Below are 23898 nucleotides of genomic sequence, written 5' to 3'. Positions count from 1 at the left end.
AGATTGTAAAAATTACACCGCCGGCACGGCCTTCTTTTTCTTTTCCGGCGGCGGCAGCTGGACCAGGCGGGTGCCGGTCAGTTTGTCGTGCAGGAACTGGCGGTCCTGGTCGAGGAAGGCGGTCAGCGACCACAGCAGGATGCCGGCGCCGACCGCGCCCAGCGCCTGCCATTTATGCAGGTCCAGCACCAGCGACAGCAGCAGCGCCGGCAGCACCCACATCCAGCTCAGCAGGTAGCGCACGGCGGCGGTTTGCAGCGACAGGTGGTTGTGGCCGGGACGCACGAGTTTCAGGCGCCAGGTCTTCATCGCCAGCGTCTGGCCGTCGCGGCTCCACTGGTGGATGAAGTAGGCGCCCAGCACCAGGAAGGCCAGCGCCTGGCGCATATGTTCCAGCGTTGGCGTGTGGCTGCCGTGGACGGCGACTTCAAAAATCAGGAAGGGCAGGAACAGCACCGCGAAACCCAGCAGGGTTTCGTAGACCATCGAAATCAGGCGGCGCTTGACGGTGGGGATGGTGACAGGCAGGCTATTTGACATTGCTGGTGGCAGGCAGAGCAGGCGGAGCGGACGCCGGCGCGGCAGGCGCGACGACCGGTGCGATGTTCGAGGCGTTCGGGGTGGTCGCGCCGGTGGCTGGATCGATGGCCGGCGCTGCGGCCGGTGCGGCGCCCGCGACCGGGGTGGCCGGCGCCACGGCGGGGCCGCCGGTGGTCGGCACGGCCGGCTTGATCGGCGCCACGGTCTTGATCTTGCTTTGGGTCGGCGTCGGCAGGTTGGCGACTTGTTTCTTCGTCGCCGCCTTGGCCGCCAGTTCCTTCTTCTGCTCTTCAGGCAGCTGCTGGTACGACTCCCACTGCGTGGATTTCTGCGATGGATCGATCTTCTGCGCGCGGGCGAAGTTCTGGCGCACCTGGCGGCGTTCGTCCGGCGTCATCTTGACCCATTCGCGCATGCGTTCCTGCACGCGGACCTGCTCGTCCGGCTTCATCGACGCGTAGCGCTTGACGATGCCCAGCCATTTCTGCTTGCGGATCGGCTCCATCTGGTCCCATTCGGGCGCCAGCGGCTCCAGCGCCTGTTGTTGCTCAGGCGTCAAATCCTTCCACATGGTTTTTTCCGCCGACTTGGCCGACGCGCGTTTGCCCGCCGCCACGCCCGGCTGCACGCCGGAAGCGGAAGAACTCGGCGCGGCAGGCTGGGCTGGCGTTTCAGACCGGCCGCAGCCAACCAACGCCGCGCTCGCCGCTGCTATCGCCAACACCACCACCGTTCTAGCGCCCCATTTTGCGCGACCGCTCAATGCCATGCTGGTTACTCGCTTTGGGTCAGGTAGGCGTTAAAACCGTGGTCCAGATAGGCGGACAACGGCAATTCGTCGGACAGCACGGCGGCGTCGAGTTCGGCCAGGTCGGCCACGCGCTGTTCCTGCTCGTACTGGTAGATGCCGGCCAAGCCGCCGACCAGCACCAGCAATGGCAGTGCCACGCCCATGCGGGCCATCCAGGTGAACGAGAAGAAGCCGGTGCCGGCGCCAGCCAGTGCATTCTTGCTGACGCGCACCTTCAACGGCGCTACCACGTGGGCCTTCTTGCGGGCGAGCGCCTGCTTGCGCGCTTGCGCCAGGCGGTCGGTGGTCGATGCGGGCAGATCGTCCAGGTGCTCATTGAGCGCGTGGCGCACCTTGTAAGCGAAATTCAGGTCGTCGGTGTTCATAGTGTTATTCCCTTGGCTTTTAGCGATTCGGCGAGCGTGTGTGTTGCACGTGAGCAATGTGTCTTCACGCTCCCCTCGGAACATCCCATCGCTTCGGCTGTTTCAGCCACGTCCATGTCCTGCCAATAACGCATTAGGAAGGCTTCTCGTTGACGCGCCGGAAGCTTTTGTACTTCGGCATCGATCAGCGTCAGCATTTGCTGGCGCTCGATCTTGTCCGCGCTCGATTCGGAGGCCTCGGAACCCTCTTCGGCGGCATACGATTCGAGCATGTCGAAATCGTCATGGTCGTCGCCGGACGGGCCCATGCTCGAGAACAGGCTGACCCAGGTGTTGCGAACCTTTTCCCTGCGGAAATAATCGAGGATGGTGGTTTGCAGGATGCGCTGGAACAGCATCGGCAGCTCGGCGGCCGGCTTGTCGCCGTATTTTTCGGCGAGCTTGATCATCGCGTCCTGCACGATGTCCAATGCGGACTCGTCCTTGCGCACTGCGTAGACGGCTTGTTTAAAGGCACGCCGCTCGACGTTTTCGAGAAAGTCGGATAATTCTTTGTCTGTGGCCATGCGTCGGGTGTGGATACTGCCGGGAAAGCCGGCGCTGGGCCGCTAGGGAGCGGCTCGTGAACTGAGCGCATGCTAGCAAAATTTAGCCATTTCTGCATGGTTTTTGCTGCTTTGACGATGCAAAAAGTACCGAAGCGGCGATTTTTTCGATATTTCACTTGCCCAAACCGGGGCGGCGGGTGTACCGTATGGGACGCTTTGAACACCCCGAAGCTCTATGGTCTGGTCGCAGTTGGCACACAACGCCGCAATCGACGAGACGCGCTTTCATATGTCAGCAGTTTGCTCTAACCCGTGCCACAAGCGCGAGAGGTACGCAGAACCGCTACAGACAGATCCAGCCAAACGAGAGTTTGCAGCTAGCACTGCTTTGCACGTCACTACGGTTGACGGAAGAGGCAGCTGTGACTGCAGAAAAAAAGGGAAGCAGGGCAATGCTGTAGAGGTGGGCCTACTTCGTTAGGAAAGAGCATCCGATCAATCTCCTATGGACCTTGAAAGGAATGTTTCATGAATACCGAAGCAACCGCATCACAAGGAGCGAACACGCTCACAGGCGCTGAAATACTGGTGCGCTGCCTGGCCGAGGAAGGCGTGGAACACGTCTTTGGCTATCCGGGCGGAGCCGTACTGTATATCTACGACGCCATCTTCAAGCAAGACAAATTCCAACACGTCCTCGTGCGTCACGAACAGGCCGCAGTGCATGCCGCCGATGCGTACTCGCGCAGCTCGAACAAGGTTGGTGTCGCGCTGGTCACGTCCGGTCCGGGCGTCACCAATGCCGTGACAGGTCTTTCCACCGCTTACATGGATTCCATCCCCATGGTCGTGATCTCGGGCCAGGTGCCTAGCCACGCCATCGGCCAGGATGCCTTCCAGGAATGCGACACGGTCGGCATCACCCGTCCCGTGGTCAAACACAATTTCCTCGTCAAAGACGTCAAGGATTTGGCGGAAACCGTCAAGAAAGCCTTCTTCATCGCCCGCACCGGCCGTCCCGGCCCCGTGCTGGTCGACATCCCGAAGGATATCTCGATGCACAAGACGACGTACTCGTACCCGAAAGAGGTCGAGATGCGTTCGTACAAACCGGTCGACAAGGGCCACTCCGGCCAGATCCGCAAGGCGGTCCAGCTGCTGCTGCAAGCCGAACGTCCGATGATCTACACCGGCGGCGGCGTGATCCTGGCCAATGCCTCGCCCGAGCTGAACAAGCTGGTCGACAAGCTGGGCTTCCCGGTCACCAACACGCTGATGGGCCTGGGCGCCTACAAAGCGTCGAGCGAGAACTTCGTCGGCATGCCCGGCATGCACGGCACCTATGAAGCGAACATGGCGATGCAGCACTGCGACGTCCTGATCGCCATCGGCGCCCGCTTCGACGACCGCGTGATCGGCAACCCGAAACACTTCGCCTCCAACCCACGCAAGATCATCCACGTGGACATCGATCCATCGTCGATCTCCAAGCGCGTGAAAGTGGACATCCCCATCGTCGGCAACGTCAAGGACGTGCTGATCGAATTCCTGGCCCAGCTCGACGCTGCGGAAGCCAAGCCGAACGCGCCCGCGCTCAAGGACTGGTGGAAGCAGATCGCCGAATGGCGCGGCAAGGATTGCCTGAACTATCCGACCTCGGACCTGGTGATCAAGCCGCAATCGGTGGTGCAGAAGCTGTGGGAAGTGACCAAGGGCGACGCCTTCATCACCTCCGACGTCGGCCAGCACCAGATGTGGGCCGCACAGTACTACCCGTTCGACAAGCCTAAGCGCTGGATCAACTCGGGCGGCCTGGGCACGATGGGCGTGGGCCTGCCGTACGCCATGGGCGTGCAGATGGCCAACCCGGACGCCACCGTCGCCTGCGTCACCGGCGAAGGCTCGATCCAGATGTGCATCCAGGAACTCGCGACCTGCAAGCAATACCATCTGACGCCGAAGATCATCATGTTGAACAACCGCTTCCTGGGCATGGTACGCCAGTGGCAGCAGATCGACTACGGTTCGCGCTATTCCGAGTCCTACATGGATTCGCTGCCGAACTTCGAGAAGCTGGCGGAAGCCTACGGCCACGTCGGCATGCGCATCGAGAAACCGGGCGACGTCGACGGCGCCATGCGCGACGCGTTTGGCATGAAGGACAAGCTGGTCTTCATGAACTTCATTACCGATCAATCGGAAAACGTCTGGCCGATGGTGAAAGCGGGCAAAGGGCTCTCTGAAATGCTGTTGGGTTCGGAGGACTTATAAGATGCGACACATTATCTCTGTCTTGCTGGAAAACGAAGCCGGCGCGCTGTCGCGCGTGGTGGGCCTGTTCTCGGCCCGCGGCTACAACATTGAAACGCTGACCGTGGCGCCGACCGAAGACGCGACCTTGTCGCGGATGACCATCGTCACCACCGGCTCGGACGACATCATCGAACAGATCACCAAGCACCTCAACCGCCTGATCGAGGTGGTGAAGGTGGTCGATCTGACCGAAGGCCAGCACATCGAACGTGAGCTGATGCTCATTAAAGTGCGGGCGGTGGGAAAGGAGCGTGAAGAGATGAAGCGCACGGCGGACATCTTCCGCGGCCGCATCATCGACGTCACCGAGAAGACTTACACGATTGAACTGACCGGCGCCAAGACCAAGCTCGACGCGTTCATCGATTCGATCGACCGCGCCTCCATTCTGGAGACGGTACGTACCGGCGGTTCCGGCATCGGACGCGGCGAACGCATCCTCAAAGTTTAATCAAATTCAAAAATACTACTAAGGAAATACCATGAAAGTTTTCTACGACAAAGACGCTGACATCTCCCTGATCAAGGGCAAAAACGTTGCCATCATCGGCTACGGTTCGCAGGGCCACGCCCACGCGCAAAACCTGAGCGATTCCGGCGTCAACGTGACCGTCGGCCTGCGCAAGGGCGGCGCTTCGTGGAGCAAGGTTGAGAAAGCCGGCCTGAAAGTGGCGGAAGTGAACGACGCGGTCAAGGCCGCCGACGTCATCATGATCCTGCTGCCGGACGAGAACATCGCCCAGGTCTACAACGAAAACATCGCCCCGCACGCCAAGCAAGGCGCGGTGCTGGCCTTCGCCCACGGCTTCAACGTGCACTACGGCCAAGTCGTGCCACGCGCCGACCTGGACGTGATCATGGTCGCACCGAAGGCCCCGGGCCACACCGTGCGCGCCACCTACACCCAGGGTGGCGGCGTGCCGCACCTGATCGCCGTGTACCAGGACAAGTCCGGCATCGCCCGTGACATCGCGCTGTCGTACGCATCGGCCAACGGCGGCGGCCGTGCCGGCATCATCGAAACCAACTTCCGCGAAGAGACCGAGACCGACCTGTTCGGCGAACAGGCTGTCCTGTGCGGCGGCGCGGTCGAGCTGATCAAGGCCGGCTTCGAAACCCTGACCGAAGCGGGCTACGCTCCGGAAATGGCGTACTTCGAATGCCTGCACGAGCTGAAGCTGATCGTCGACCTGATCTACGAAGGCGGCATCGCCAACATGAACTACTCGATCTCGAACAACGCCGAATACGGCGAGTACGTGACCGGTCCTAAGGTTGTGACCTCGGCCACCAAAGACGCGATGCGTCAGTGCCTGAAAGACATCCAGACCGGCGAGTACGCCAAGTCCTTCATCCTGGAAAACAAGGCAGGCGCTCCGACCCTGATCTCGCGTCGTCGCCTGACGGCCGAGCATCCGATCGAAGAAGTCGGCGCAAAACTGCGCGCCATGATGCCTTGGATCGCCAAGAACAAGATGGTCGACCAGTCGAAGAACTAAGCTGTACATTAACAACAAAAAAAGCCGGCGCTGCCGGCTTTTTTTTATGGTTTCCGGGCTAGGGACTACCTTGCAGAATAGATGTCAAAAATATATTTAATTATAAATTAAATAATTTAAAAAGTGGTGATATGATAATTTCTGAAAGCACACTGTTTTCAGATTCACTGTCACTACGCCGCTCTGGCACACCTTTCCTATAGGACGTCCCATGCACTCCATAAAACTGCTACTTGCCGTTTCTATCGTCGCTGCATCTTCCTTTGCCCATGCCGATGTTGATTTCTCCACCATCCAAGTGAGCTCTGGCCAGTTCACCCCGCTGCCTTATCCGGAAACCGTGACGTTTGACAGTGCGCTGCCGGCTGGCATTCATTACAGCGGTGGTCAGTACGTCACCGGAACCGCCTGGAATTCGGAATACACCACGCCGACCTACGATACCACTCGCTATCTGGCCGTCGGTAATTCCGCTCCGACCGCGACCGTCACTTTCGACGCCGGTCAGGGTGCATCGTATTTCGGCTTCTATCTTGGCACGCCGGATACCTATAATTCGGTGACCTTCATCGGCTCGGACGGCAGCAACACTACCATCGATGGCTATCAACTGGTCAACTACAGCGCGCACTCGCCGACCGGTTCCTTCTATCTGGGAGTGCAGTCGACTTCCGGCTCGCTGTTCACCTCGATTGTCTTCCATTCCAACGGCGACTCGATGGAAACCGATAATCACGCCTACGTGCTGGCCCCAGTTCCGGAGCCAGAAACGTATGCGATGCTGCTGGGCGGCCTGGGCCTGGTGGGCTTTATCGCTCGCCGTCGTCGTTCACGCGGCTAAGCTGCTTGCACCAACATGAGACCGGCACGGAGTCGTGCCGGTTTTTTTCAGCCGCGCGATGCGGCGTGCCTGGATGGGCGGACGCTGAGCGCCAGCGCTCCCAATATGCCCAGTACGATCAACAGGGTGGCGATCAACTCGGCCTGAGTGGCATGCAGGCCCGCGACATTGAACACGGGATTGACGCGGATCTGCTCGATCAGCAGGCGCTCCACGCCGGCTAGCATCAAGTACACCGAGAACAGCCAGCCGATGCGGAACGCGTGCTTGCGCAGCGCCCACAGCAGCGCGAAGCACAGCAGCGCCATCGCGGTTTCATAGATCGGCGTCGGATACACGCCGGGCAGGGCGATCAGCTCGCCGTAGATGTTGTTGTCGTAGGTTTGCGCCCACAGCCAGGTCGGCAGCCAGTCAGGCTTGAGCGCCATGTTCGCCGCGATGCCCCAGTCGCCGTCGCCCGACACCTGGCAGCCGATGCGGCCGATGGCATAGCCGAGCATCATCGACGGCGCCGCCGCGTCCAGCAGCGGACGCACCGGCAAACGCCAGCGCCGCACGCACACCATGCCCGCCAGCGTGCCGAAGATCAGTCCGCCGAAAATACTCAGGCCCGAGCGCGTGAAGATCATGCTCATCGGATCGGCCGCAAACTGGGCGGTGTGCTCCAGGATGTGGAACAGGCGCGCGCCGAAGATGCCGGCCACCAGCACCACCATCGTCAGGTCGCTGACCACGTCCTGCGGCGGCGCCTCGCGGCCGCGCACGTGCGCCGGCCCGATCCGGCCCGCCTCGTACAGTCGCTTGAGCTCGGCGCGCAGCAGCGCTCCCGCCGCCAGCGCCCCCACGGCCACGAACAGTCCGAAGGTCGCCAACGGCAGCGGCAGCTCATGGCCGGTCCAGGCCTTGATCACATCACTCAGATACGGATACGACATGTCAGCTTTCAAAAAGGAGTCCGGCTGAACTTTAGCACAAGGGACTTTGTTACAAACACTCACCATGTCTTACATATCTCGAAGGCAATTTCGGGTAAAGTTCTTCTTGTTGTAATTTTAACTTTGGAGCCCGCAATGACCGTCATGAAAACACTCGCCGCAGCCGCTGCCGCCTCCTTCGCGCTCGCCGCGCACGCCGCCCCGCTTGAATCGCTGCCGACCTCCGGCACGCTGGTCGTGGTGCCGGCCTTCGGCGAAGTCAAGCACGCCAACGATCAAGCGGTCGCCACCTTGGCGATCGAAGAGCAGGACAAGGACAAGGCCGCCGCCGCCTCGCGCGTCAACCTGAAAATGAAACAGGGCCTGGACATCGTCAAGAAGGAAGACCCCAGCGCCAGCCTGAAAACCCAGGGCTACTACACCTATCCGGTCTATCCCGAGGATCGCCCATCGGTGAACGGCCAGTCGTCCAAGCCGCGCGTGCCGACCTCCTGGCGCGTGGGCCAGTATCTGCAAGTGACCACCACCAATCTGGAGAAGCTGCCGAAAACCGTGGCCGCCGCCCAGAAGATCCTGACCCTGAACGGCCTGCAATTCGGCCTGACGCCGGAAACCACGCGCCAGCTGGACGACCAGCGCATCGCGGCAACGTATAAAAACCTGAACGAGCGCATCAACTCGATCGCCAGCGCGATGGGCCGCAAGGTCGGCGACGCCGTGCTCGACACGGTCGACTTCGAAGGTTCGGGCAACTACGCCCAGGAACGCATGGGCGGCGCACCGGCGCCGATGATGATGCGTTCGGCCAAGATGTCGGACGTCGCCGATGTGGCCGAGCCGAGCTTCGAGCCGGGCGAGACCACGCTGCAAATGAACCTGGTGGGCAAGGTTCGCTTCAAGTAATGCCGATGCGCGGCGGCGCGTGTTGAGGTACAGTTGCGATTGCCTTTATGTTAACTCAGGAGATCGCTATGACTGTCACGAAGCACCTGTCCGCCGCCCTTGTTGCCGCTTGTGCGCTGTCCGCGCAGGCAGCCCCGCAGGAATCCTTGCCGACCAACGGCGCCCTGGTGGTCGTTCCCGCCTTCGGCGAAGTCCGCCACGTCAACGACCAGGCCATCATCACGCTGACCGTCGAGGAGGTCGACAAGGACAAGGCCGCCGCCGCCTCCCGCGTCAACCAGAAGATGAAGCAGGGCCTGGAGATCGTCAAACAGGAAGATCCGCAGGCCGGCTTGAAAACCCAGGGCTACTACAGCTACCCGGTCTATCCGGAAGAGCCGGCCCCGGTGAACGGCCAGCCGCGCAAGCCACGCGTGGCGACCGCCTGGCGCGTGGGCCAGTCCTTGCAGGTCACCACCACCCAACTGGCGGGCCTGCCGAAGACGGTCGCCGCCGCGCAGCGCGTCATGGCGCTGAATAATCTGTACTTCGGCCTGACGCCGGACACCACCCGCAAGCTCGACGACCAACGCATCGCCGCCACCTACGCCAACCTGAACGAGCGCATCAACTCGATCGCGCATGCCATGGGCCGCAAACTCAGCGACGCCGTGCTCGATACGGTCGATTTCGAAGGCTCGGGCAATTTCGTCGACCGCGTCAGCATCACCGGTTCGCGCGTGATGGCGGCGCCGGCGCCGGCCTATATCGCCTCGGAGGCCGTGGTCGAGCCGAGCTTCGAAGCGGGCGAAACCACGCTGCAAATGCGCCTGGTGGGCAAAGTGCGCTTCAAGTAGGCAAACTTGGGCAGAATAGGGTGGATGGCCCGCCGACTCCCTTTTTTATGGTCGGCTCCTCTATAATGACGAGGCAACATGACCAGCTAATCAGAAACGGAACCCTATGGCCAAATTTCCCCGTCGCCGAGCCAAGAATGGCGCAGTCCAAGGCAAAACGCCGCAGATGTCGCGCTTTAGCCGCTTTGCGCGCCGCGCCAGGGGCGAGGACCTCGACCGGCCGCGCCATCGCGGGATCTACCTGTTGCCGAACGCCTTCACCACCGCCGCGCTGTTCTGCGGCTTCTACGCCATCGTCATGGCGATGAACCAGAAATTCGAACACTCCGCCTGGGCCATCTTCATCGCCATGGTGCTCGACGGCCTGGACGGCCGGGTCGCCCGCCTGACCAATACCCAAAGCGAATTCGGCGCCCAGTACGACTCGCTGTCGGACATGGTCTCCTTCGGCGCCGCGCCGGCGCTGGTGATCTACGAATGGTCGCTGCGCGGCCTGGGCAAGCTGGGCTGGATCGCCGCCTTCGTCTACTGCGCCGGCGCCGCGCTGCGCCTGGCCCGCTTCAACACCAATATCGAAGTGGTCGACAAGCGCTTCTTCCAGGGCCTGCCGTCGCCGTCGGCCGCGGCGCTGGTGGCCGGCTTCATCCTGCTGATGGTGGACCAGGAAGTGTCCGGCCTCGAATTGCGCTGGGTCTCGTGGAGCATCGCCGTGTTCGCCGGCCTGACCATGGTGACCAACGTGCCGTTCTACAGTTTCAAGGACGTGAACTTCCGCAAGTCGGTGCCGTTCATCGCGGTGTTCCTGATCGCGCTGGTGTTCGCGCTGGTGTCGATCGATCCGCCGAAAGTGCTGTTCCCGATCTTTATCGCCTACGGCCTGTCGGGCTATGTGGTGTCCGCATGGCGGCTGGCCAAGGGCAAGAAGGTCAGCCTGATCCAGACCGACGAGCATAGCAGCGACCCCAGCGAACGCCGCTGAACAAGAGGGCGGCAGGCCCTGAGAATTCAAGCAACGAAGCATCAGCCACGGAGCTATCATGAGCAACTCATCCAACCGCCTCATCATCTTTGACACCACTTTGCGCGACGGCGAGCAATCGCCAGGCGCGTCGATGACCAGGGACGAAAAAGTCCGCATCGCCAAGCAGCTCGAGCGCTTGCGCGTCGACGTCATCGAGGCCGGCTTCGCGGCCGCGTCGCAGGGCGACTTCGAGTCCATCAAGGCGATCGCCTCGGTGGTGCGCGAATCGACCATCTGCTCGCTGTCGCGCGCCAACGACCGCGACATCGCGCGCGCGGCCGAAGCGCTGGAGCCGGCCGAACGCAAGCGCATCCACACCTTCATCGCCACCTCCAAGCTGCACATGGAGATGAAGCTGCGCATGCTGCCCGACCAGGTGCTGCTGCAAGCGCGCAACGCGGTGCGCTACGCCCGCCAGTTCACCGACGATATCGAATTCAGCCCGGAAGACGGCAGCCGCTCGGACGAGGATTTCCTGTGCCGCGTGCTGGAAGGCGTGATCGAGGAGGGCGCGACCACCATCAACTTCCCGGACACGGTGGGTTACGCGGTGCCGGAGATCTTCGGCGAAACCATCCGCCGCCTGCGCGAGCGCATCCCCAATTCCGACAAGGCCATCTGGTCGGTGCACTGCCATAACGACCTGGGGCTGGCCGTGGCCAACTCGCTGGCCGGCGTGATGATAGGCGGCGCGCGCCAGATCGAGTGCACCATCAACGGCCTGGGCGAACGCGCCGGCAACACCGCGCTGGAAGAAGTGGTGATGGCGCTGCGCACGCGCAAGGCTTACTACAACCTCGAAGTCGGGATCGACACCACGCAGATCGTCGCCGCCTCCAAGATGGTGTCGCAGATCACCGGCTTCGCCGTGCAGCCCAACAAGGCGGTGGTGGGCGCCAACGCCTTCGCGCACGCCTCCGGCATCCACCAGGACGGCATGCTGAAATCGCGCGAGACCTACGAGATCATGCGCGCCGAGGACGTGGGCTGGGCCGCCACCAAGATCGTGCTGGGCAAGCTGTCGGGCCGCAACGCCTTCAAGCAGCGCCTACAGGAGCTGGGCATCGACCTGGATTCGGAAGCGGAGATCAACGCCGCCTTTGTCCGTTTCAAGGAGCTGGCCGACCGCAAGTCCGAAATCTTCGACGAAGACATCCTGGCGCTGGTGTCGGACGAAGCGCAGTCGCACGAGAGCGAGTACTACCGCTTCATGTCGCTGTCGCAGCAGTCCAACACCGGCCAGACGCCGAGCGCGAAAGTGGTGTTCTCGATCGACGGCGAGGAACATGCGTCCGAAGGCAAGGGCGATGGCCCGGTCGACGCCACCGTCAACGCCATCGAATCCGAAGTGGGCAGCGGCGCCGAGCTGGTGCTGTTCTCGGTCAACGCGATCAGCACCGGCACCCAGTCGCAGGGTGAAGTGACGATGCGTCTGTCGAAGGAGGGGCGCATCGTCAACGGCGTCGGCGCCGATCCGGACATCATCGTCGCTTCGGCCAAGGCCTACCTGTCGGCGCTGAACAAGCTGCACTCGAAGATCGAGCGCGTCAATCCGCAACCCTGAGGGGTGCCAAGCCAGAAACCGTCTATGCGAATTATCCTCCCGCTCATCCTGTTGTTGTCCGTATCGGCTGCTGTCATGGCGGAAGACGCCCCGGTCGAACCTATCCAGCAAGTGGCGGTGGCGGGCACCAAGGATCCCGACTGGAAGCCGTACCGGAAAATGCTGGATGGCTTGAACGCGTTCGACGAATACCATGCGCTCGCGCCCAAGGCGCAACTGAAATTTGTCCTGCGCCCGCAACAGCCCAACCTGACGCTGGCCGATCTGAAGCTGCGCATTGTGGGCGACAACGCCAACATCGAGTTGCCGATCGCGGCCGACTACACTTTCTCGGTGCCGCGCGACGAGTCGGCCGCCAAGGACGATGCCGATTTGCGGCTCAACAGCAAGAAGGGATTGTTCCGCTGGCGCCCGGACATCCATACCGCCGGTCTTCCCGCAGGGACGCGCCGGCTGGGCGATCTGCGCCTGGAGTGCGAGGTGCGCTGGGCGATTGATAAATTTGATGCCTCGTTTATCAAGTTGGCCTTCATTGTTCCGCTGGGCGGGGTGTGCCACTCGTCCAGAAGCCGGGTGTTCTTCACGACCGCTACGCCGATCACAGGCGCCACCTTGGTATCCGGCTCCCGTCGCGAAAAACTACCGGCAGAGCGCCTGAACGCGACGGACCTCACTCGCTATGCGCCGCCGCTGCACGACCAAAGCTGGCCAGATGACACGCTAGTGGAATTTGAGTTCCTGGCGCCGCCGGTAGTGGACAGGGGCGCCAATTGAGCCTGGGCAATGGTTTCGCCAGTCACTGCGGCGGTCATTGCTTAGGCGAGTCGGGTCATGATTCGATCAAAGATGGATTGATGTTCCAGAGCGTCTTCCAGCCTGTTTAGCAGTGCAACGACGTCGCCCGACTCGGCGTTCAGCGCCAGGGCGGCTTCGTCAAATGCTGCCCAGACCGGTCGCAACTTCGTGACCAGCCGCTTGCCTGTGGCGGTGAGGATGATTTTCTTCTTTCGGGCGTCCTCGGGATCGGATTGCGATGTCACGATCCCGGATTTTTCCAGGGATTGTCGGGTCTGACTTACAGAGACATGCGTGATCTTCAGCGTCGCCGCCAGTTCCCCCACCGTGGCAGAGCCTTTGATCGCTAATTGGTTCAGCACGCCAAACCAGCGCTGTTCAAACGCTATCCCCAAGGCGGCGTACACCCTCACCGAGTCGCCATCGAGGTTTTCCGACAAACGTCTTAGCCTGGCGCCGATGGCCGCTCCACCGGCAGCGCGCGAATAATCTTGCGTGGTCATGGTTTCTTATTTCTCAAGTTGACTTTTATGTAGGTGCCTACGCATAATAACATGCAGCCTCCGGTTTGCCACCACTTCCATGTAGAGAGAGCGAAAACATGCCAGTTCATACGCCCGCCCCTGTGTCGACGGTTTCTCGGCGTGCTTTTCTTGGCGCAGGCCTGTCCGCGTTCTTGCTGCCGGCTGGTGCGGTGGCAGGCGGTCTCGCGTCGTCGGCCTCGGATCTGGAGGACTTTATCCGAAACGAAATGCGCACTGCCAAGATTCCAGGCCTGGCCGTCGGCTTTGCCCGCGATGGCGTTGTGCAATTTGCGCAAGGCTACGGCATGGCCAATATTGGCCAGCGCAAGGCGGTGACCGCGAACACGATGTTTCACATTGCATCCATCACCAAGACGCTCACTGCGACCATGATCATGCGTTTGGTGGAGCGGGGCAAGCTTGCGTTGGATGAGCCTATCGCGGGCTACCTGGATTTCTCCGTCGCCAATCCACGATTCCGCGATACGGCTATCACGTTCCGACAGCTGTTGTTGCACACATCGAGCATTTCCGACGCGCGGTATTACGAGATCGATTTCCGGCAGTACGGTCACGACGCCGATCTATCTCTTGCCGACTTTCTCAAGCAGTATCTCACTCCTGCCGGCGGCAATTATTCGGACGCGACGTGTTTCTCCACCGCGCGCCCGGGGGCGGCCTGGGACTACTGCAACGTGGGCTACGCCTTACTGGGCTATCTTGCGGGGCGCATCGGAAAATTGGACATGCGCGAACAAACACGCAGGGACATTTTTGCGCCGTTCGCCATGGGGCATACGAGCTGGACTGTCAAAGATACCCCCGAGTCGCTCAGCGCCGAGGGCTACGGCCTGGTAGATGGTGCGCTGGTGGCTGTCAAACCTGTCGGCTTCCCTGATTGGCCGAGCGGCATGTTGCGCTCATCGATCAGCGATTTCATGAAGTTCATCGCCGCGTCGGCAAACGGCGGCAAGGCGGGCGGCATCGATGTGTTGGGCGTGGATGCCATGGCGCAGATGCTGGATATGCAGGCGCCTGCCGGGCTGCCCACATGGCTGAACGGTCAGGGTCTGGGTTGGATGGCGTCCACCTTGGGCGGGCAGATGAGGCCCAACCATTGGGGTGGCGATCCGGGTGTTTTTACCGCGGCCTATCTGGCGCCGGCCACGCGCAGTGGCGTGGCGATATTCACCAACGTTAGCGTCTCGGCGGAAAATAGAATCGCCGTAAAGAATATCGCCAGCCGTCTTTTGCAATCAGCTTCATCCTGACGGCGATGAAGCCCGCGCATGCTTCGTTCCACGCCGAAGCATGCGCCGCTTCAAACAGCTATCTTGTCGATTCGATGACAGGAGGCTGCAATGATCAAACTGATGGAAACGCCCATGCTGGCGCTGCAAGTGCGGCGCGCCGCCGAGGATCTGGGCGATGTCATCTACGTGCACGGCTCGACGTTCGGGGCCGATCTCTCCGTGTTCCACCCCGTCGATGGCCGCAGCTGGGCCGATGCGCTGAACGCCGCCGGTTTCAATGTGTGGGGTTTCGACTTTGCCGGCTATGGCGCGTCCGAACGATACGCGCAGCACGACAATATTCCCGTTGGCGATTTGCGCAGCGTGCAGGAGCAGTTGCATCGCGTGGTCTGCGCCGTTCGCGAGCGCAACGGCGGCCGGCCCGTCATGCTGCTGGCGCATTCGTGGGGCGGCTCGGTGGCGTTGCGCTATGCCGGCGAGCATCCGCAGGCATTGGCCGCGCTGGCGCTGTTCGCGCCCATCGTCACGCGCGGCGGCGCCAGGGCGGCTAGCGCCTATGTGCCGGCCGCCGCCACGGCGGCGTCGCACTTTCCGCTGACGGCATGGGCGCAGTATCGCCGCTTTGTTGAAGACGTCCCGCGCGGCCATCCGCAGTTGCTGGATGAAGCGCACTTCCAGCACTGGAGCGCCGCCTTCCTGGCGACAGATCCCGAAGCTGCGACCCGCACGCCGCCAGCCGTGCTGACACCGACAGGACCGCAGGCCGATGTCCGCGCCTTGTGGTCCGGCGAGGCGCTGTATGACGCCTCGCGCGTCACAGCGCCGACGCTGCTGGTGCGCGGCGTATGGGACAGCGTATGTTCCGAGGCCGACGCCGTCAATCTGCTGGCGGCCTTGGGCGGCAGCGTCAAGCGCTGCGAGACCTTCCCACGCGCTACGCACCTGATGCATCTGGAGTCGTCGCGCGGGCTGCTTTACAATGCCGTCAACGCCTTTTTGCGCAGGAGCGCCACATGATCGCCGTGATATTCGAAGTCATCCCCAGCACCGAAGGCTACGCCGAATACCTCGACCGCGCGGCCCAGCTGGCGCCGCTGCTGGAAAGGATGGACGGATTCATTTCCGTCGAACGCTTCGAAAGCCTGAAGTCCCCCGGCAAGCTGTTGTCGCTGTCGTTCTGGCGCGACGAGCAGGCGGTGCGCGCCTGGCGCGAGCAGGAGCAGCACCGCGAGGCGCAAAGCGCCGGCCGCGCCGGCGTGTTCGACAACTATCGCTTGCGCGTGGCCAGCGTCATCCGCGACTACGGGCTGATGGAGCGCGATGAAGCGCCGCCGTTCCATCCGCCGATTGCGGCAGGCAAGCCATGAATACACCGCAACCACGCTTCGCCCGCGTCGCCGCCGCGATCGGCGATCCGACCCGCGCGCTGATGCTGTCGCGGCTGCTCGACGGCCGCTTCTACACCGCCACCGACCTGGCCCAGCATGCCGGTGTGTCCGCGCCGACCGCGTCGCAACATTTGAAACTGCTGGTGGAAGAGCGGCTGGCGAGGGTGCGCGCGCAAGGCCGGCACCGCTACTACATGCTTGCCGACGGCAATGTCGCCCATGCGCTGGAAGCGCTGCTGCGCGTGGCCGACGGCGCGCTGCCCGAGAGTACGCGCTGGCAGGCGCCGGCCATGCGCGGCTTGCGCCATGCGCGCAGCTGCTACGGCCATCTGGCGGGCGTGCTGGGCGTGGATCTGTGCCGCTGTTTCGTCGACAACGGCTGGGTGCGGCCGGGGGAGGGCGATGGCCACGACTATCCGCTCACGCCGTTGGGCCAGGCGCGGCTGCGGCAATTGGGCATCCAGCTGGCGGAAGGGGCGCCGTCCCAGCGTCAGTTGTATGGCTGCGTCGACTGGTCCGAACGGCGCGATCATTTCGCCGGCCCGTTGGCCGTCGCATTGCTCGACAACTTCGTCGAGCGCGGCTGGCTGCGCCGCAGCGACGACAGCCGCGCGCTCGAAGTGTCGGCGCCAGGCAAGACCGAACTGGCCGCCTGGCTCAGAAACGCAACAGATTAAATCTACTCGTTCTCTTCAATACGCATCGACAGCGCCGCTGCGATGAACATCGAGATGCCGCCGAGTACCAGCATCATCACGGCGCTGCCGTTGAAGACATGGGTCAGGAAGTAGCCCAGGCAGACACCGGACACCACCTGCGGGATCACGATCGACATGTTGAACATGCCCATGTACATGCCCATTTTCTTCGCCGGAATTTTCCCCGCGAGGATGGCATACGGCATCGACAAGGTGCTGGCCCACGCCAGCCCGACGCCGGCAAACGACAGCAGCAACATCATCGGCGAGGTGATGAAGTAGATCGAGATGAAGCTGAGCCCGCCGACCACCAGGGCCAGCGCGTGCGCGGTCTTGCGGCTGGTGCGCGCGGCGATCAGCGGCAGCACGAAGGCGAAGGCGATCGAGGCGGCGTTGTAGACCGCGCCGCAGACGCCCCACCAGTTGGCGCCTTCGTTGTACAGCGCGGAGCTGGTGTCGGTGGCGTGGTAGATGTGCTGGGTCAGCGTGGCAGTGCCGTAAGTCCACATCGAGAACCAGGTGAACCAGGTGAAGAACTGCACCAGCGACAACTGCACCATGATCTTGGGCATGTTGAGGTAGTCGTTGATGAAGCCGCGCAGGCCGGTCGGCGCGTTCGCTTCCGCTTCCGCTTCGGGATGGAATTGGCTCAGCTGTTCCGGCGAGTATTCGCGGGTGCGCAGCACGGTCCACAGCACGGCGGCCAGGTAGATCGCGCCGCCGATGTAGAAGGCATAGACCACCGAATCCGGCGTCTTGCCGGCGGTGGCGGTGTTGGCCACGTCGAACCAGTGCGTCAGCACCCACGGCAGCGCGGAGGCGCCCACCGCACCGACGCCGATGAAGAAGGTTTGCACGGCGTAGCCGGTGGTCAGCTGCTCTTTCGGCAGCAGGTCGCCGACGAAGGCGCGGAACGGCTCCATCGAAATATTGATCGCGACGTCGAGCACCAGCAGCATGGCGGCGGCGGTCCACAACACGGTGGCGTTCGGCAAACCCAGCATCGCCAGCGTGGCCAGCACGGCGCCGATGAAGAAGTAGGGCCGGCGACGGCCCCAGCGGCCCCAGGTGCGGTCGCTCAGGTAGCCGATGATGGGTTGCACCAGCAGCCCGGCCAGCGGCGCGGCGGTCATCAGGAAGCCGATCTTGTCGAGCTCGGCGCCCATGGTCTGGAAGATGCGGGGGACGTTGCTTTGCTGGAGGGCGAAGCCGGCCTGGATGCCGAGAAAACCAAAGCTCATGTTCCAGATGGCCCAGAACGACAGCTTAGGCTTGCGCGCCGGCGCGGCGACGGCGCCGGGTTCGGCCAGTTTCACTTTTGCATGCATGAGGATCTCCGTTTTTGTTGGCGTATTATCTACTTGAAAAAGTAGTTTGGCTACAAAATGCGGAGATCTTGAGTGAAATGAAGTAATGGCTTTGTATCTTTGCTACATTTTAGCGGCGGCGCGATTCCCGCTCCGGGTCCGGGCCGTTGACCATGGCCTGGACGATGCCGTTGCGGTCGAATTCCACGTGCATCACGGAATCCCAGACGTTTTGTTCCTTGTAGCGATAAACCCACACATCGCCGTCGACGCTGGCGTAATGCACCTGCTGGGCCGGCTTGCCGAAGGTGCTGAGGACGGTTTGCTTGCTATCCTTGCGCGGTTTGATGGTGGCGAACTTCTCGCTGCTGAGCACTTGCTCGAAGGAGATCAGCTTGCCGTCCGGGCCGATGCGCGCCATATGGGTGTACTGGCCGAACGGGCCGCCGGCGTATTCCAGCATGATGTCCTGGCCGTTGGCATAGGTGGCGGTGGGCTGGCCCAGCTTGGCCTTGACGGCGTCGACCGGTTCGCCGGCCGCCAGCGGAGGGGTGTTGAGGCTGGCGCAGGCGCTCAGCACGGCAGGTAAGATTGCCATAAATATCAGTTTTTTCATCGCACACCCCTCTATAGGACCGGAAAGATAGAACAATTGTAGCCAACACAGGATACATGTGGGAGTTTTTCCGCTATACTTCCGGGTCTGGTCTTCGGATCAGTTTTTTTTGAAGTTCACGATGTGCAGGGTTACGACTCCGCGCACCGCATGTTAAAGGTAAATATCATGACCGTAGAAAACATCAACAAAGCCGCCATTATCGCGGACAACGCCCGTGGTCAAAAAGACACCGGCTCCCCAGAAGTTCAAGTTGCGCTGCTGACCGCACGCATCAACGAATTGAACGGCCACTTCAAGGCACACAGCAAGGATCACCACTCGCGTCGTGGTCTGATTATGATGGTTAACCGTCGTAAGAGCCTGCTGTCCTACCTGAAGGGCAAAGATGCTACCCGTTATCGCGATCTGATCGCTAAACTGGGTCTGCGTAAGTAATTTTTTGCGTCATCCGGCTTAATCGAAATGCCTGCGCCAGTTTGCTGACGCGGGCATTTTGTCATTTTTGCCGGGAAAATTGCCAAGCGGAATAGCGTCTTGGCAGTGCGACATGGAATTCCTGGGTTTTAGCAGTTGCAGTAAAGACGATAACTATATCGTCTGTGGTGAGGTGAACGACAGCCCCTGAAAATCTGTCGGCAAATAGAAAGGGATTACCCATGTTTAATAAAGTTACGAAAACCTTCCAGTACGGTCAACACACCGTGACGCTGGAAACCGGCGAAATCGCTCGCCAGGCATCCGGTGCAGTCCTGGTATCGATCGAAGATACCGTGGTGCTGGCTACTGTCGTCGCACGCAAAGACGCCAAGCCAGGCCAGGACTTCTTCCCGCTGACCGTCGACTACGTTGAGAAAACCTATGCTGCCGGTAAAATCCCGGGCGGTTTCTTCAAGCGTGAAGGTCGTCCTTCGGAAAAAGAAACGCTGACATCCCGCCTGATCGACCGTCCTATCCGTCCTCTGTTCCCAGAAGGCTACCTGAACGAAGTGCAAGTGATCATTCACGTGCTGTCGGTCAACCCGGAAATCGATCCAGACATCGCCGCCATGATCGGCGCATCGGCCGCCCTGTGCGTGTCGGGCGTACCGTTCAACGGCCCGGTCGGCGCAGCGCGCGTCGGCTACGCCAACGGCCAGTACATCCTGAACCCTACCGTTGAACAACTGAAGACATCGCAGATGGATCTGGTTGTCGCCGGTACCGAAACCGCCGTGCTGATGGTGGAATCGGAAGCCAAGCAACTGTCCGAAGAAATCATGCTCGGCGCGGTCGTCTTCGGCCACACCGAAATGAAAGCAGTCATCGACGCGATCCACGAGCTGGTGCGCGACGGCGGCAAGCCGGAAGTTGAATGGGTCCCACCAGCGAAGAACGAAGCGCTGATCGGCCGCGTTGCGCATTTCGGCGCAAGCAAAATCAACGCCGCTTACCAGACCAAAGACAAGCAAGAGCGTACCGCCAAGCTGAAGGCCGCCACCAGCGAAGTGCTGGCCGACCTGTCCGCTGAAGCCGCCGCCGCTGGCGCCGCGCCAGTCGACGCAGCCGAAGTGAACAACATCCTGTTCGACATCGAAGCGAAGATCGTCCGCACCCAGATCCTGGACGGCGAGCCACGTATCGACGGCCGCGACACCCGCACCGTTCGTCCGATCTCGATCCGTACCTCGGTGCTGCCACGCACCCACGGTTCGGCGCTGTTCACCCGCGGTGAAACGCAGGCGCTGGTGGTTGCCACCCTGGGCACCGCACGCGACAGCCAGAAGATCGACGCGCTGATGGGCGAGTTCACCGACTCCTTCATGCTGCATTACAACATGCCACCGTTCGCCACCGGCGAAACCGGCCGCGTAGGTACGCCTAAGCGCCGCGAAATCGGTCACGGCCGTCTGGCCAAGCGCGCGCTGATCGCCGCACTGCCGGCACCGGAAGAGTTCAGCTACTCCGTGCGCCTGGTGTCGGAAATCACCGAATCGAACGGTTCGTCGTCGATGGCTTCGGTCTGCGGCGGCTGCCTGGCGCTGATGGACGCTGGCGTTCCAATGAAAGAGCACGTCGCCGGTATCGCGATGGGCCTGATCAAGGAAGGCGGCAAGTTCGCCGTGCTGTCGGACATCCTGGGCGATGAAGATCACCTGGGCGACATGGACTTCAAGGTAGCCGGTACCCGCAACGGTATCACCGCGCTGCAGATGGACATCAAGATCATGGGCATCACCAAGGAAATCATGCAAGTGGCGCTGGCGCAAGCCAAAGAAGGCCGCGAGCACATCCTGGGCGAAATGCAAAAAGCCATGCCGACCGTGAAGACCGAACTGTCGGACTTCGCACCGCGCCTGATCACCATCAAGATCAACCCAGAGAAGATCCGTGACGTCATCGGCAAGGGCGGCGCAGTCATCCGCGCGCTGACCGAAGAGACCGGCACCCAGATCGACATCAGCGACGAAGGCGTGGTCACCATCGCTTCCGTCGACGCTGCCGCCGGCCAGGAAGCCAAGCGCCGCATCGAAGAACTGACCGCTTCGGTCGAAGTGGGCAAGACCTACGACGGCGTGGTATTGAAGCTGCTGGACTTCGGCGCGATCGTTCAGGTCATGCCAGGTAAAGATGGTCTGCTGCACATCTCGCAAATCGCCAACGAGCGCGTCAACGCCGTTGCCGATTACCTGAAAGAAGGCCAGGCAGTGCGCGTCAAGGTTCTGGAAACCGACGACCGCGGCCGCCTGAAACTGTCGATGAAAGCCGCCGCTGAAGAAGCCGCTGCAGCCGTTGCACAGTAATCTCAGACTCGTCTGATCGAGAGCCGCCCTTCGGGGCGGCTTTTTTTCGTCCCGAACTTTGAGAGCCGCGCCCGGTCTAACCGGATCATGGGCACCTTATATGAAGACGACATCATTGCCTGGTCTGAACAGCAGGCGGCCTTGCTGCGCGCCGGCCGCTGGGAATTGCTGGATCACGACAACATCGCCGAGGAGATCGAGGATGTGGGCAAGAGCGAAAAAAGAGAGCTGCAAAGCCGGTTGTCCGTATTGATCTCACATCTATTGAAATGGAAGTTCCAGCCGAACAGACGTACCCATAGTTGGAAAAATACGATACGCGAGCAACGGGCGGCCATCAGGCAGGACATCAAGAAAACGCCCAGCCTGAAGTCCCTGATGCGCAATGCCGATTGGCTCGATGGCGTCTATCGTCGCGCGTTGGTCGACACCTACGCCGAAACGTTCTTGCCCGCGCTGCCAAACGAGTCGCCATGGACGATCACGGAGATCCTGACTGAGGAGTTTTTTCCGGAGTAAATAATCATGGCGACTGCATATGAAGATGATGTGGCGGAATGGGCGAAGGAACAGGCCTTCTGGCTGCGTTCGGGGCAGCTCTCGCTGGCGGACTCGCTGCACCTGGCGGAGGAGATCGAAGGCGTGGCCGCATATTTTGAATGCCAGCTGGAGGAACGATGTTCGACCTTGCTGGCGCATCTGGCGCGGTGGCAAAGGCAGGACGGCAATCGCTGCGAGCTGTGGCGACAGCTGATCGCGTTGCAGCGCCGGCGAATAGCGCGAATGCTGGCGCGCCTGCCCAGCTTGCGCGCAGCCATCGCGGACACCGGGTTTCTTCAGGACGTGTGGCTGGACGCCTTGATCAAAGTGGTGGGGGAGAACTGCTGCTACGACCTGCCCGAAACCAGCCCCTGGTCGCTGGAGCAGGCGCTGGCTCAGGATTTCTTTCCAGACTATTTGCCGTCGTAAGTAACGCGGTACACGCGGCCGCCGTAGTCGTCGGACACGATCATCGAACCGTCCGGCAGCGTGGCCACGTCCACCGGCCGGCCCACCACTTCCTCGCCGCGCAGGAAGCCGTCGATGAAGGCGGTGTCGGTGACGACCTTGCTGTTGTACAGGGTAATCAAGCGCACGCTGTAGCCGCTCTTGGTGGTGCGGTTCCACGAACCATGCTCGGCGATGTAGACGTTGTTGCGATACGCCTCGGGGAACTGCTTGCCCGTGTAAAAGCTCAAGCCCAGCGGCGCCACGTGCGGCCCCAGCTTGGCGACCGGTGGTTCGAACTCTTCGCAGCTGCGGCCCTTGGCGAAGTCCGGGTCCGGCACCACGCCGCCGTGACAATAGGGGAAGCCGAAATGCATGCCAGCCTTGGGCGCCACGTTCAGCTCGCACGACGGCGTGTTGTCGCCCATCTCGTCGCGGCCGTTATCGGTGAACCACAGCAGCTTGGTGACCGGATGGAAGGCGAAGCCCACCGTGTTGCGCACGCCGCGCGCATATTCTTCCAGCTGGCTGCCGTCCGCATTCATGCGATAGATCTTGGCGCTCTTGGTGTCCTCGACGTCGCACACATTGCACGGCGCGCCAACCGGAATGTACAGCTTGCCGTCCGGCCCGGCCTTGATGACCTTCTCACCGTGCCACTTGTCGTTCGGCAGGCTGACCTTGACCACCTCGTAGGATGGCTTCTGTGCATAGCGCTGGTCGATATTGTCGTAGCGGATCACGCGGCTGACTTCGCCCACGTATAGCGCGCCGTTGAGCAGCGTCACGCCGATCGGGTGTTCCAGGCCCTCGGCGATGGTGACCACTTCGGCCGTCTGCTTGTCGGCGCGCGGCACCAGCGCGTACACCTTGCCGGCGTTGCGCGAGCCGACGTAGACGATGCCGCTGTCCGACACCACCATGCTGCGCGCGGCGCTGACCTGGTTGGCGTAGACGCTGATGTGGAAACCCTTGGGCAGCTTGAAGCCGTTCAGGTCGGGCACGGTCTGCTGCGCCTTGGCCTCGGGCGTCAGCGCGACGGCGGGTTTGGCGGCGTTGGCGGCGATCAGGTCGGCCAGCAGCGCGATCTGCGTTGCGTTCAGGGCCGGCGACCAGGCCGGCATATCCTTCTCCGGCACGCCCTTGCTGATGATCTTGATGAGGTTGGCCTTGGTGGGCGCGCCGTGCAGCCACGCGTGATCGCCCAGCGACGGACCGACGGCGCCTTCCATCTTGACGCCATGGCAGGCGGCGCAATTGGCCTGGTAAAGTTTTTCGGCGACGCCAAGCTTGGGATCGGCCGCATGGCTGGCAAAGGAGGTGGCGGCCAGGCAGGCCGTGAGGGCGGCGCGGAGTGCAGGATGTTTCATG

General features: G+C 61.8%; 26 protein-coding genes. 17 read left to right on the top strand and 9 right to left on the bottom strand.

Annotated elements, in window-relative coordinates:
- Positions 1–12: 12 nt before the first annotated feature.
- From AC07OK_RS03070 to AC07OK_RS03055, 4 genes are read right to left on the bottom strand one after another with little or no spacing between them, the layout of a single operon-like run.
- The gene (locus tag AC07OK_RS03070) at positions 13–540 is read right to left on the bottom strand and encodes an RDD family protein (protein WP_494688899.1); all 528 of its coding nucleotides are present in this window, start codon (positions 538–540) and stop codon (positions 13–15) included.
- Positions 530–1309 (bottom strand): DUF3106 domain-containing protein, encoded by a 780-nt coding sequence (locus AC07OK_RS03065; RefSeq protein ID WP_494688898.1) that lies wholly within the window; start codon positions 1307–1309, stop codon positions 530–532. Before AC07OK_RS03065 ends, AC07OK_RS03070 begins: the two co-directional genes overlap by 11 nt.
- A gap of 5 nt (positions 1310–1314) precedes the next feature.
- Positions 1315–1716, bottom strand: a complete 402-nt coding sequence (locus AC07OK_RS03060; protein WP_494688897.1) for a DUF3619 family protein — start codon at positions 1714–1716, stop codon at positions 1315–1317.
- Positions 1713–2282: an RNA polymerase sigma factor gene (locus tag AC07OK_RS03055; RefSeq protein WP_494688896.1), complete on the bottom strand. Its 570-nt coding sequence runs from the start codon at positions 2280–2282 to the stop codon at positions 1713–1715. The genes AC07OK_RS03060 and AC07OK_RS03055 overlap by 4 nt, the downstream gene beginning before the upstream one ends.
- A 510-nt stretch (positions 2283–2792) precedes the next feature.
- Here AC07OK_RS03055 and AC07OK_RS03050 point away from each other — a divergent pair.
- The 4 genes from AC07OK_RS03050 to AC07OK_RS03035 all read left to right on the top strand — a co-directional run bounded on the left by AC07OK_RS03050 (position 2793) and on the right by AC07OK_RS03035 (position 6917).
- Positions 2793–4535, top strand: coding sequence for an acetolactate synthase 3 catalytic subunit (locus AC07OK_RS03050; RefSeq protein ID WP_494688895.1), 1743 nt, complete (start codon positions 2793–2795; stop codon positions 4533–4535).
- A gap of 1 nt (position 4536) precedes the next feature.
- Positions 4537–5028 (top strand): acetolactate synthase small subunit, encoded by a 492-nt coding sequence (gene ilvN, locus AC07OK_RS03045; protein WP_026334297.1) that lies wholly within the window; start codon positions 4537–4539, stop codon positions 5026–5028.
- Between the two features lie 31 nt (positions 5029–5059).
- Positions 5060–6076, top strand: a complete 1017-nt coding sequence (gene ilvC / locus AC07OK_RS03040; RefSeq protein ID WP_492924159.1) for a ketol-acid reductoisomerase — start codon at positions 5060–5062, stop codon at positions 6074–6076.
- A gap of 211 nt (positions 6077–6287) precedes the next feature.
- The gene (locus AC07OK_RS03035) at positions 6288–6917 is read left to right on the top strand and encodes an Npun_F0296 family exosortase-dependent surface protein (RefSeq protein WP_494688894.1); all 630 of its coding nucleotides are present in this window, start codon (positions 6288–6290) and stop codon (positions 6915–6917) included.
- 47 nt (positions 6918–6964) lie between these two features.
- On the opposite strand, the gene AC07OK_RS03030 is transcribed toward AC07OK_RS03035, so the two are convergent.
- Positions 6965–7852 carry a prolipoprotein diacylglyceryl transferase gene (locus AC07OK_RS03030; RefSeq protein WP_494688893.1) on the bottom strand — a complete coding sequence of 296 codons (888 nt, stop codon included), beginning with the start codon at positions 7850–7852 and terminating at the stop codon, positions 6965–6967.
- Between the two features lie 135 nt (positions 7853–7987).
- Between AC07OK_RS03030 and AC07OK_RS03025 the strand changes: the two genes are divergently transcribed.
- From AC07OK_RS03025 to AC07OK_RS03005, 5 genes are all read left to right on the top strand, one after another.
- Positions 7988–8755, top strand: a complete 768-nt coding sequence (locus AC07OK_RS03025) for an SIMPL domain-containing protein (RefSeq protein WP_494688892.1) — start codon at positions 7988–7990, stop codon at positions 8753–8755.
- A 68-nt stretch (positions 8756–8823) separates the two neighbouring features.
- Positions 8824–9591 (top strand): SIMPL domain-containing protein, encoded by a 768-nt coding sequence (locus AC07OK_RS03020; protein WP_494688891.1) that lies wholly within the window; start codon positions 8824–8826, stop codon positions 9589–9591.
- 106 nt (positions 9592–9697) lie between these two features.
- Positions 9698–10570, top strand: coding sequence for a CDP-diacylglycerol--serine O-phosphatidyltransferase (gene pssA, locus AC07OK_RS03015; protein WP_494688890.1), 873 nt, complete (start codon positions 9698–9700; stop codon positions 10568–10570).
- 58 nt (positions 10571–10628) lie between these two features.
- Positions 10629–12176, top strand: a complete 1548-nt coding sequence (locus AC07OK_RS03010; protein ID WP_494688889.1) for a 2-isopropylmalate synthase — start codon at positions 10629–10631, stop codon at positions 12174–12176.
- A 24-nt stretch (positions 12177–12200) separates the two neighbouring features.
- A complete protein-coding gene (locus AC07OK_RS03005) occupies positions 12201–12950 on the top strand; it encodes a hypothetical protein (protein ID WP_494688888.1) in 750 nt (249 codons plus the stop codon).
- Between the two features lie 41 nt (positions 12951–12991).
- Here the strand turns inward: AC07OK_RS03005 and AC07OK_RS03000 are convergent, their stop codons facing one another.
- A complete protein-coding gene (locus AC07OK_RS03000; RefSeq protein ID WP_494688887.1) occupies positions 12992–13474 on the bottom strand; it encodes a MarR family winged helix-turn-helix transcriptional regulator in 483 nt (160 codons plus the stop codon).
- Between the two features lie 98 nt (positions 13475–13572).
- Here AC07OK_RS03000 and AC07OK_RS02995 point away from each other — a divergent pair, with 98 nt between their 5' ends.
- From AC07OK_RS02995 to AC07OK_RS02980, 4 genes are all read left to right on the top strand, one after another.
- Positions 13573–14766 carry a serine hydrolase domain-containing protein gene (locus tag AC07OK_RS02995; RefSeq protein WP_494688886.1) on the top strand — a complete coding sequence of 398 codons (1194 nt, stop codon included), beginning with the start codon at positions 13573–13575 and terminating at the stop codon, positions 14764–14766.
- Between the two features lie 90 nt (positions 14767–14856).
- On the top strand, positions 14857–15765 hold the full coding sequence (locus tag AC07OK_RS02990; protein ID WP_494688885.1) for an alpha/beta hydrolase: 909 nt from the start codon (positions 14857–14859) through the stop codon (positions 15763–15765).
- On the top strand, positions 15762–16115 hold the full coding sequence (locus AC07OK_RS02985) for an antibiotic biosynthesis monooxygenase family protein (RefSeq protein WP_494688884.1): 354 nt from the start codon (positions 15762–15764) through the stop codon (positions 16113–16115). The genes AC07OK_RS02990 and AC07OK_RS02985 overlap by 4 nt, the downstream gene beginning before the upstream one ends.
- Positions 16112–16813: an ArsR/SmtB family transcription factor gene (locus tag AC07OK_RS02980; protein WP_494688883.1), complete on the top strand. Its 702-nt coding sequence runs from the start codon at positions 16112–16114 to the stop codon at positions 16811–16813. Before AC07OK_RS02985 ends, AC07OK_RS02980 begins: the two co-directional genes overlap by 4 nt.
- A 2-nt stretch (positions 16814–16815) precedes the next feature.
- On the opposite strand, the gene AC07OK_RS02975 is transcribed toward AC07OK_RS02980, so the two are convergent.
- Positions 16816–18162 carry an MFS transporter gene (locus AC07OK_RS02975; protein WP_494688882.1) on the bottom strand — a complete coding sequence of 449 codons (1347 nt, stop codon included), beginning with the start codon at positions 18160–18162 and terminating at the stop codon, positions 16816–16818.
- 109 nt (positions 18163–18271) lie between these two features.
- Positions 18272–18739, bottom strand: coding sequence for a hypothetical protein (locus tag AC07OK_RS02970; protein ID WP_494688881.1), 468 nt, complete (start codon positions 18737–18739; stop codon positions 18272–18274).
- 186 nt (positions 18740–18925) lie between these two features.
- Between AC07OK_RS02970 and rpsO the strand changes: the two genes are divergently transcribed.
- From rpsO to AC07OK_RS02950, 4 genes are all read left to right on the top strand, one after another.
- A complete protein-coding gene (gene rpsO, locus AC07OK_RS02965) occupies positions 18926–19195 on the top strand; it encodes a 30S ribosomal protein S15 (protein WP_008450438.1) in 270 nt (89 codons plus the stop codon).
- A gap of 221 nt (positions 19196–19416) precedes the next feature.
- Entirely contained in the window at positions 19417–21540 is a 2124-nt protein-coding gene (gene pnp, locus AC07OK_RS02960) for a polyribonucleotide nucleotidyltransferase (RefSeq protein WP_494688880.1), read from the top strand.
- 87 nt (positions 21541–21627) lie between these two features.
- Positions 21628–22059, top strand: coding sequence for a DUF29 domain-containing protein (locus tag AC07OK_RS02955; RefSeq protein WP_494688879.1), 432 nt, complete (start codon positions 21628–21630; stop codon positions 22057–22059).
- A 6-nt stretch (positions 22060–22065) separates the two neighbouring features.
- A complete protein-coding gene (locus tag AC07OK_RS02950; protein WP_494688878.1) occupies positions 22066–22509 on the top strand; it encodes a DUF29 domain-containing protein in 444 nt (147 codons plus the stop codon).
- Here the strand turns inward: AC07OK_RS02950 and AC07OK_RS02945 are convergent.
- Entirely contained in the window at positions 22494–23897 is a 1404-nt protein-coding gene (locus AC07OK_RS02945; RefSeq protein WP_494688877.1) for a PQQ-dependent sugar dehydrogenase, read from the bottom strand. The two genes, AC07OK_RS02950 and AC07OK_RS02945, sit on opposite strands and share 16 nt — an antisense overlap.
- Between the last annotated feature and the right edge of the window lies 1 nt (position 23898).

Source organism: Duganella sp. GW821-FHT07G03, assembly GCF_059418605.1.
Note: the sequence above shows the minus strand (reverse complement) of the source record. Positions and strands in the feature narration are given on the sequence as shown.

Excerpts from the sequence above, each read along its gene's own strand:
- AC07OK_RS03070 (WP_494688899.1), bottom strand. The coding sequence starts at position 540 with ATGTCAAATAGCCTGCCTGTCACCATCCCCACCGTCAAGCGCCGCCTG.
- AC07OK_RS03065 (WP_494688898.1), bottom strand. The coding sequence starts at position 1,309 with ATGGCATTGAGCGGTCGCGCAAAATGGGGCGCTAGAACGGTGGTGGTG.
- AC07OK_RS03060 (WP_494688897.1), bottom strand. The coding sequence starts at position 1,716 with ATGAACACCGACGACCTGAATTTCGCTTACAAGGTGCGCCACGCGCTC.
- AC07OK_RS03055 (WP_494688896.1), bottom strand. The coding sequence starts at position 2,282 with ATGGCCACAGACAAAGAATTATCCGACTTTCTCGAAAACGTCGAGCGG.
- AC07OK_RS03050 (WP_494688895.1), top strand. The coding sequence starts at position 2,793 with ATGAATACCGAAGCAACCGCATCACAAGGAGCGAACACGCTCACAGGC.
- ilvN (WP_026334297.1), top strand. The coding sequence starts at position 4,537 with ATGCGACACATTATCTCTGTCTTGCTGGAAAACGAAGCCGGCGCGCTG.
- ilvC (WP_492924159.1), top strand. The coding sequence starts at position 5,060 with ATGAAAGTTTTCTACGACAAAGACGCTGACATCTCCCTGATCAAGGGC.
- AC07OK_RS03035 (WP_494688894.1), top strand. The coding sequence starts at position 6,288 with ATGCACTCCATAAAACTGCTACTTGCCGTTTCTATCGTCGCTGCATCT.
- AC07OK_RS03030 (WP_494688893.1), bottom strand. The coding sequence starts at position 7,852 with ATGTCGTATCCGTATCTGAGTGATGTGATCAAGGCCTGGACCGGCCAT.
- AC07OK_RS03025 (WP_494688892.1), top strand. The coding sequence starts at position 7,988 with ATGACCGTCATGAAAACACTCGCCGCAGCCGCTGCCGCCTCCTTCGCG.
- AC07OK_RS03020 (WP_494688891.1), top strand. The coding sequence starts at position 8,824 with ATGACTGTCACGAAGCACCTGTCCGCCGCCCTTGTTGCCGCTTGTGCG.
- pssA (WP_494688890.1), top strand. The coding sequence starts at position 9,698 with ATGGCCAAATTTCCCCGTCGCCGAGCCAAGAATGGCGCAGTCCAAGGC.
- AC07OK_RS03010 (WP_494688889.1), top strand. The coding sequence starts at position 10,629 with ATGAGCAACTCATCCAACCGCCTCATCATCTTTGACACCACTTTGCGC.
- AC07OK_RS03005 (WP_494688888.1), top strand. The coding sequence starts at position 12,201 with ATGCGAATTATCCTCCCGCTCATCCTGTTGTTGTCCGTATCGGCTGCT.
- AC07OK_RS03000 (WP_494688887.1), bottom strand. The coding sequence starts at position 13,474 with ATGACCACGCAAGATTATTCGCGCGCTGCCGGTGGAGCGGCCATCGGC.
- AC07OK_RS02995 (WP_494688886.1), top strand. The coding sequence starts at position 13,573 with ATGCCAGTTCATACGCCCGCCCCTGTGTCGACGGTTTCTCGGCGTGCT.
- AC07OK_RS02990 (WP_494688885.1), top strand. The coding sequence starts at position 14,857 with ATGATCAAACTGATGGAAACGCCCATGCTGGCGCTGCAAGTGCGGCGC.
- AC07OK_RS02985 (WP_494688884.1), top strand. The coding sequence starts at position 15,762 with ATGATCGCCGTGATATTCGAAGTCATCCCCAGCACCGAAGGCTACGCC.
- AC07OK_RS02980 (WP_494688883.1), top strand. The coding sequence starts at position 16,112 with ATGAATACACCGCAACCACGCTTCGCCCGCGTCGCCGCCGCGATCGGC.
- AC07OK_RS02975 (WP_494688882.1), bottom strand. The coding sequence starts at position 18,162 with ATGCATGCAAAAGTGAAACTGGCCGAACCCGGCGCCGTCGCCGCGCCG.
- AC07OK_RS02970 (WP_494688881.1), bottom strand. The coding sequence starts at position 18,739 with ATGGCAATCTTACCTGCCGTGCTGAGCGCCTGCGCCAGCCTCAACACC.
- rpsO (WP_008450438.1), top strand. The coding sequence starts at position 18,926 with ATGACCGTAGAAAACATCAACAAAGCCGCCATTATCGCGGACAACGCC.
- pnp (WP_494688880.1), top strand. The coding sequence starts at position 19,417 with ATGTTTAATAAAGTTACGAAAACCTTCCAGTACGGTCAACACACCGTG.
- AC07OK_RS02955 (WP_494688879.1), top strand. The coding sequence starts at position 21,628 with ATGGGCACCTTATATGAAGACGACATCATTGCCTGGTCTGAACAGCAG.
- AC07OK_RS02950 (WP_494688878.1), top strand. The coding sequence starts at position 22,066 with ATGGCGACTGCATATGAAGATGATGTGGCGGAATGGGCGAAGGAACAG.
- AC07OK_RS02945 (WP_494688877.1), bottom strand. The coding sequence starts at position 23,897 with ATGAAACATCCTGCACTCCGCGCCGCCCTCACGGCCTGCCTGGCCGCC.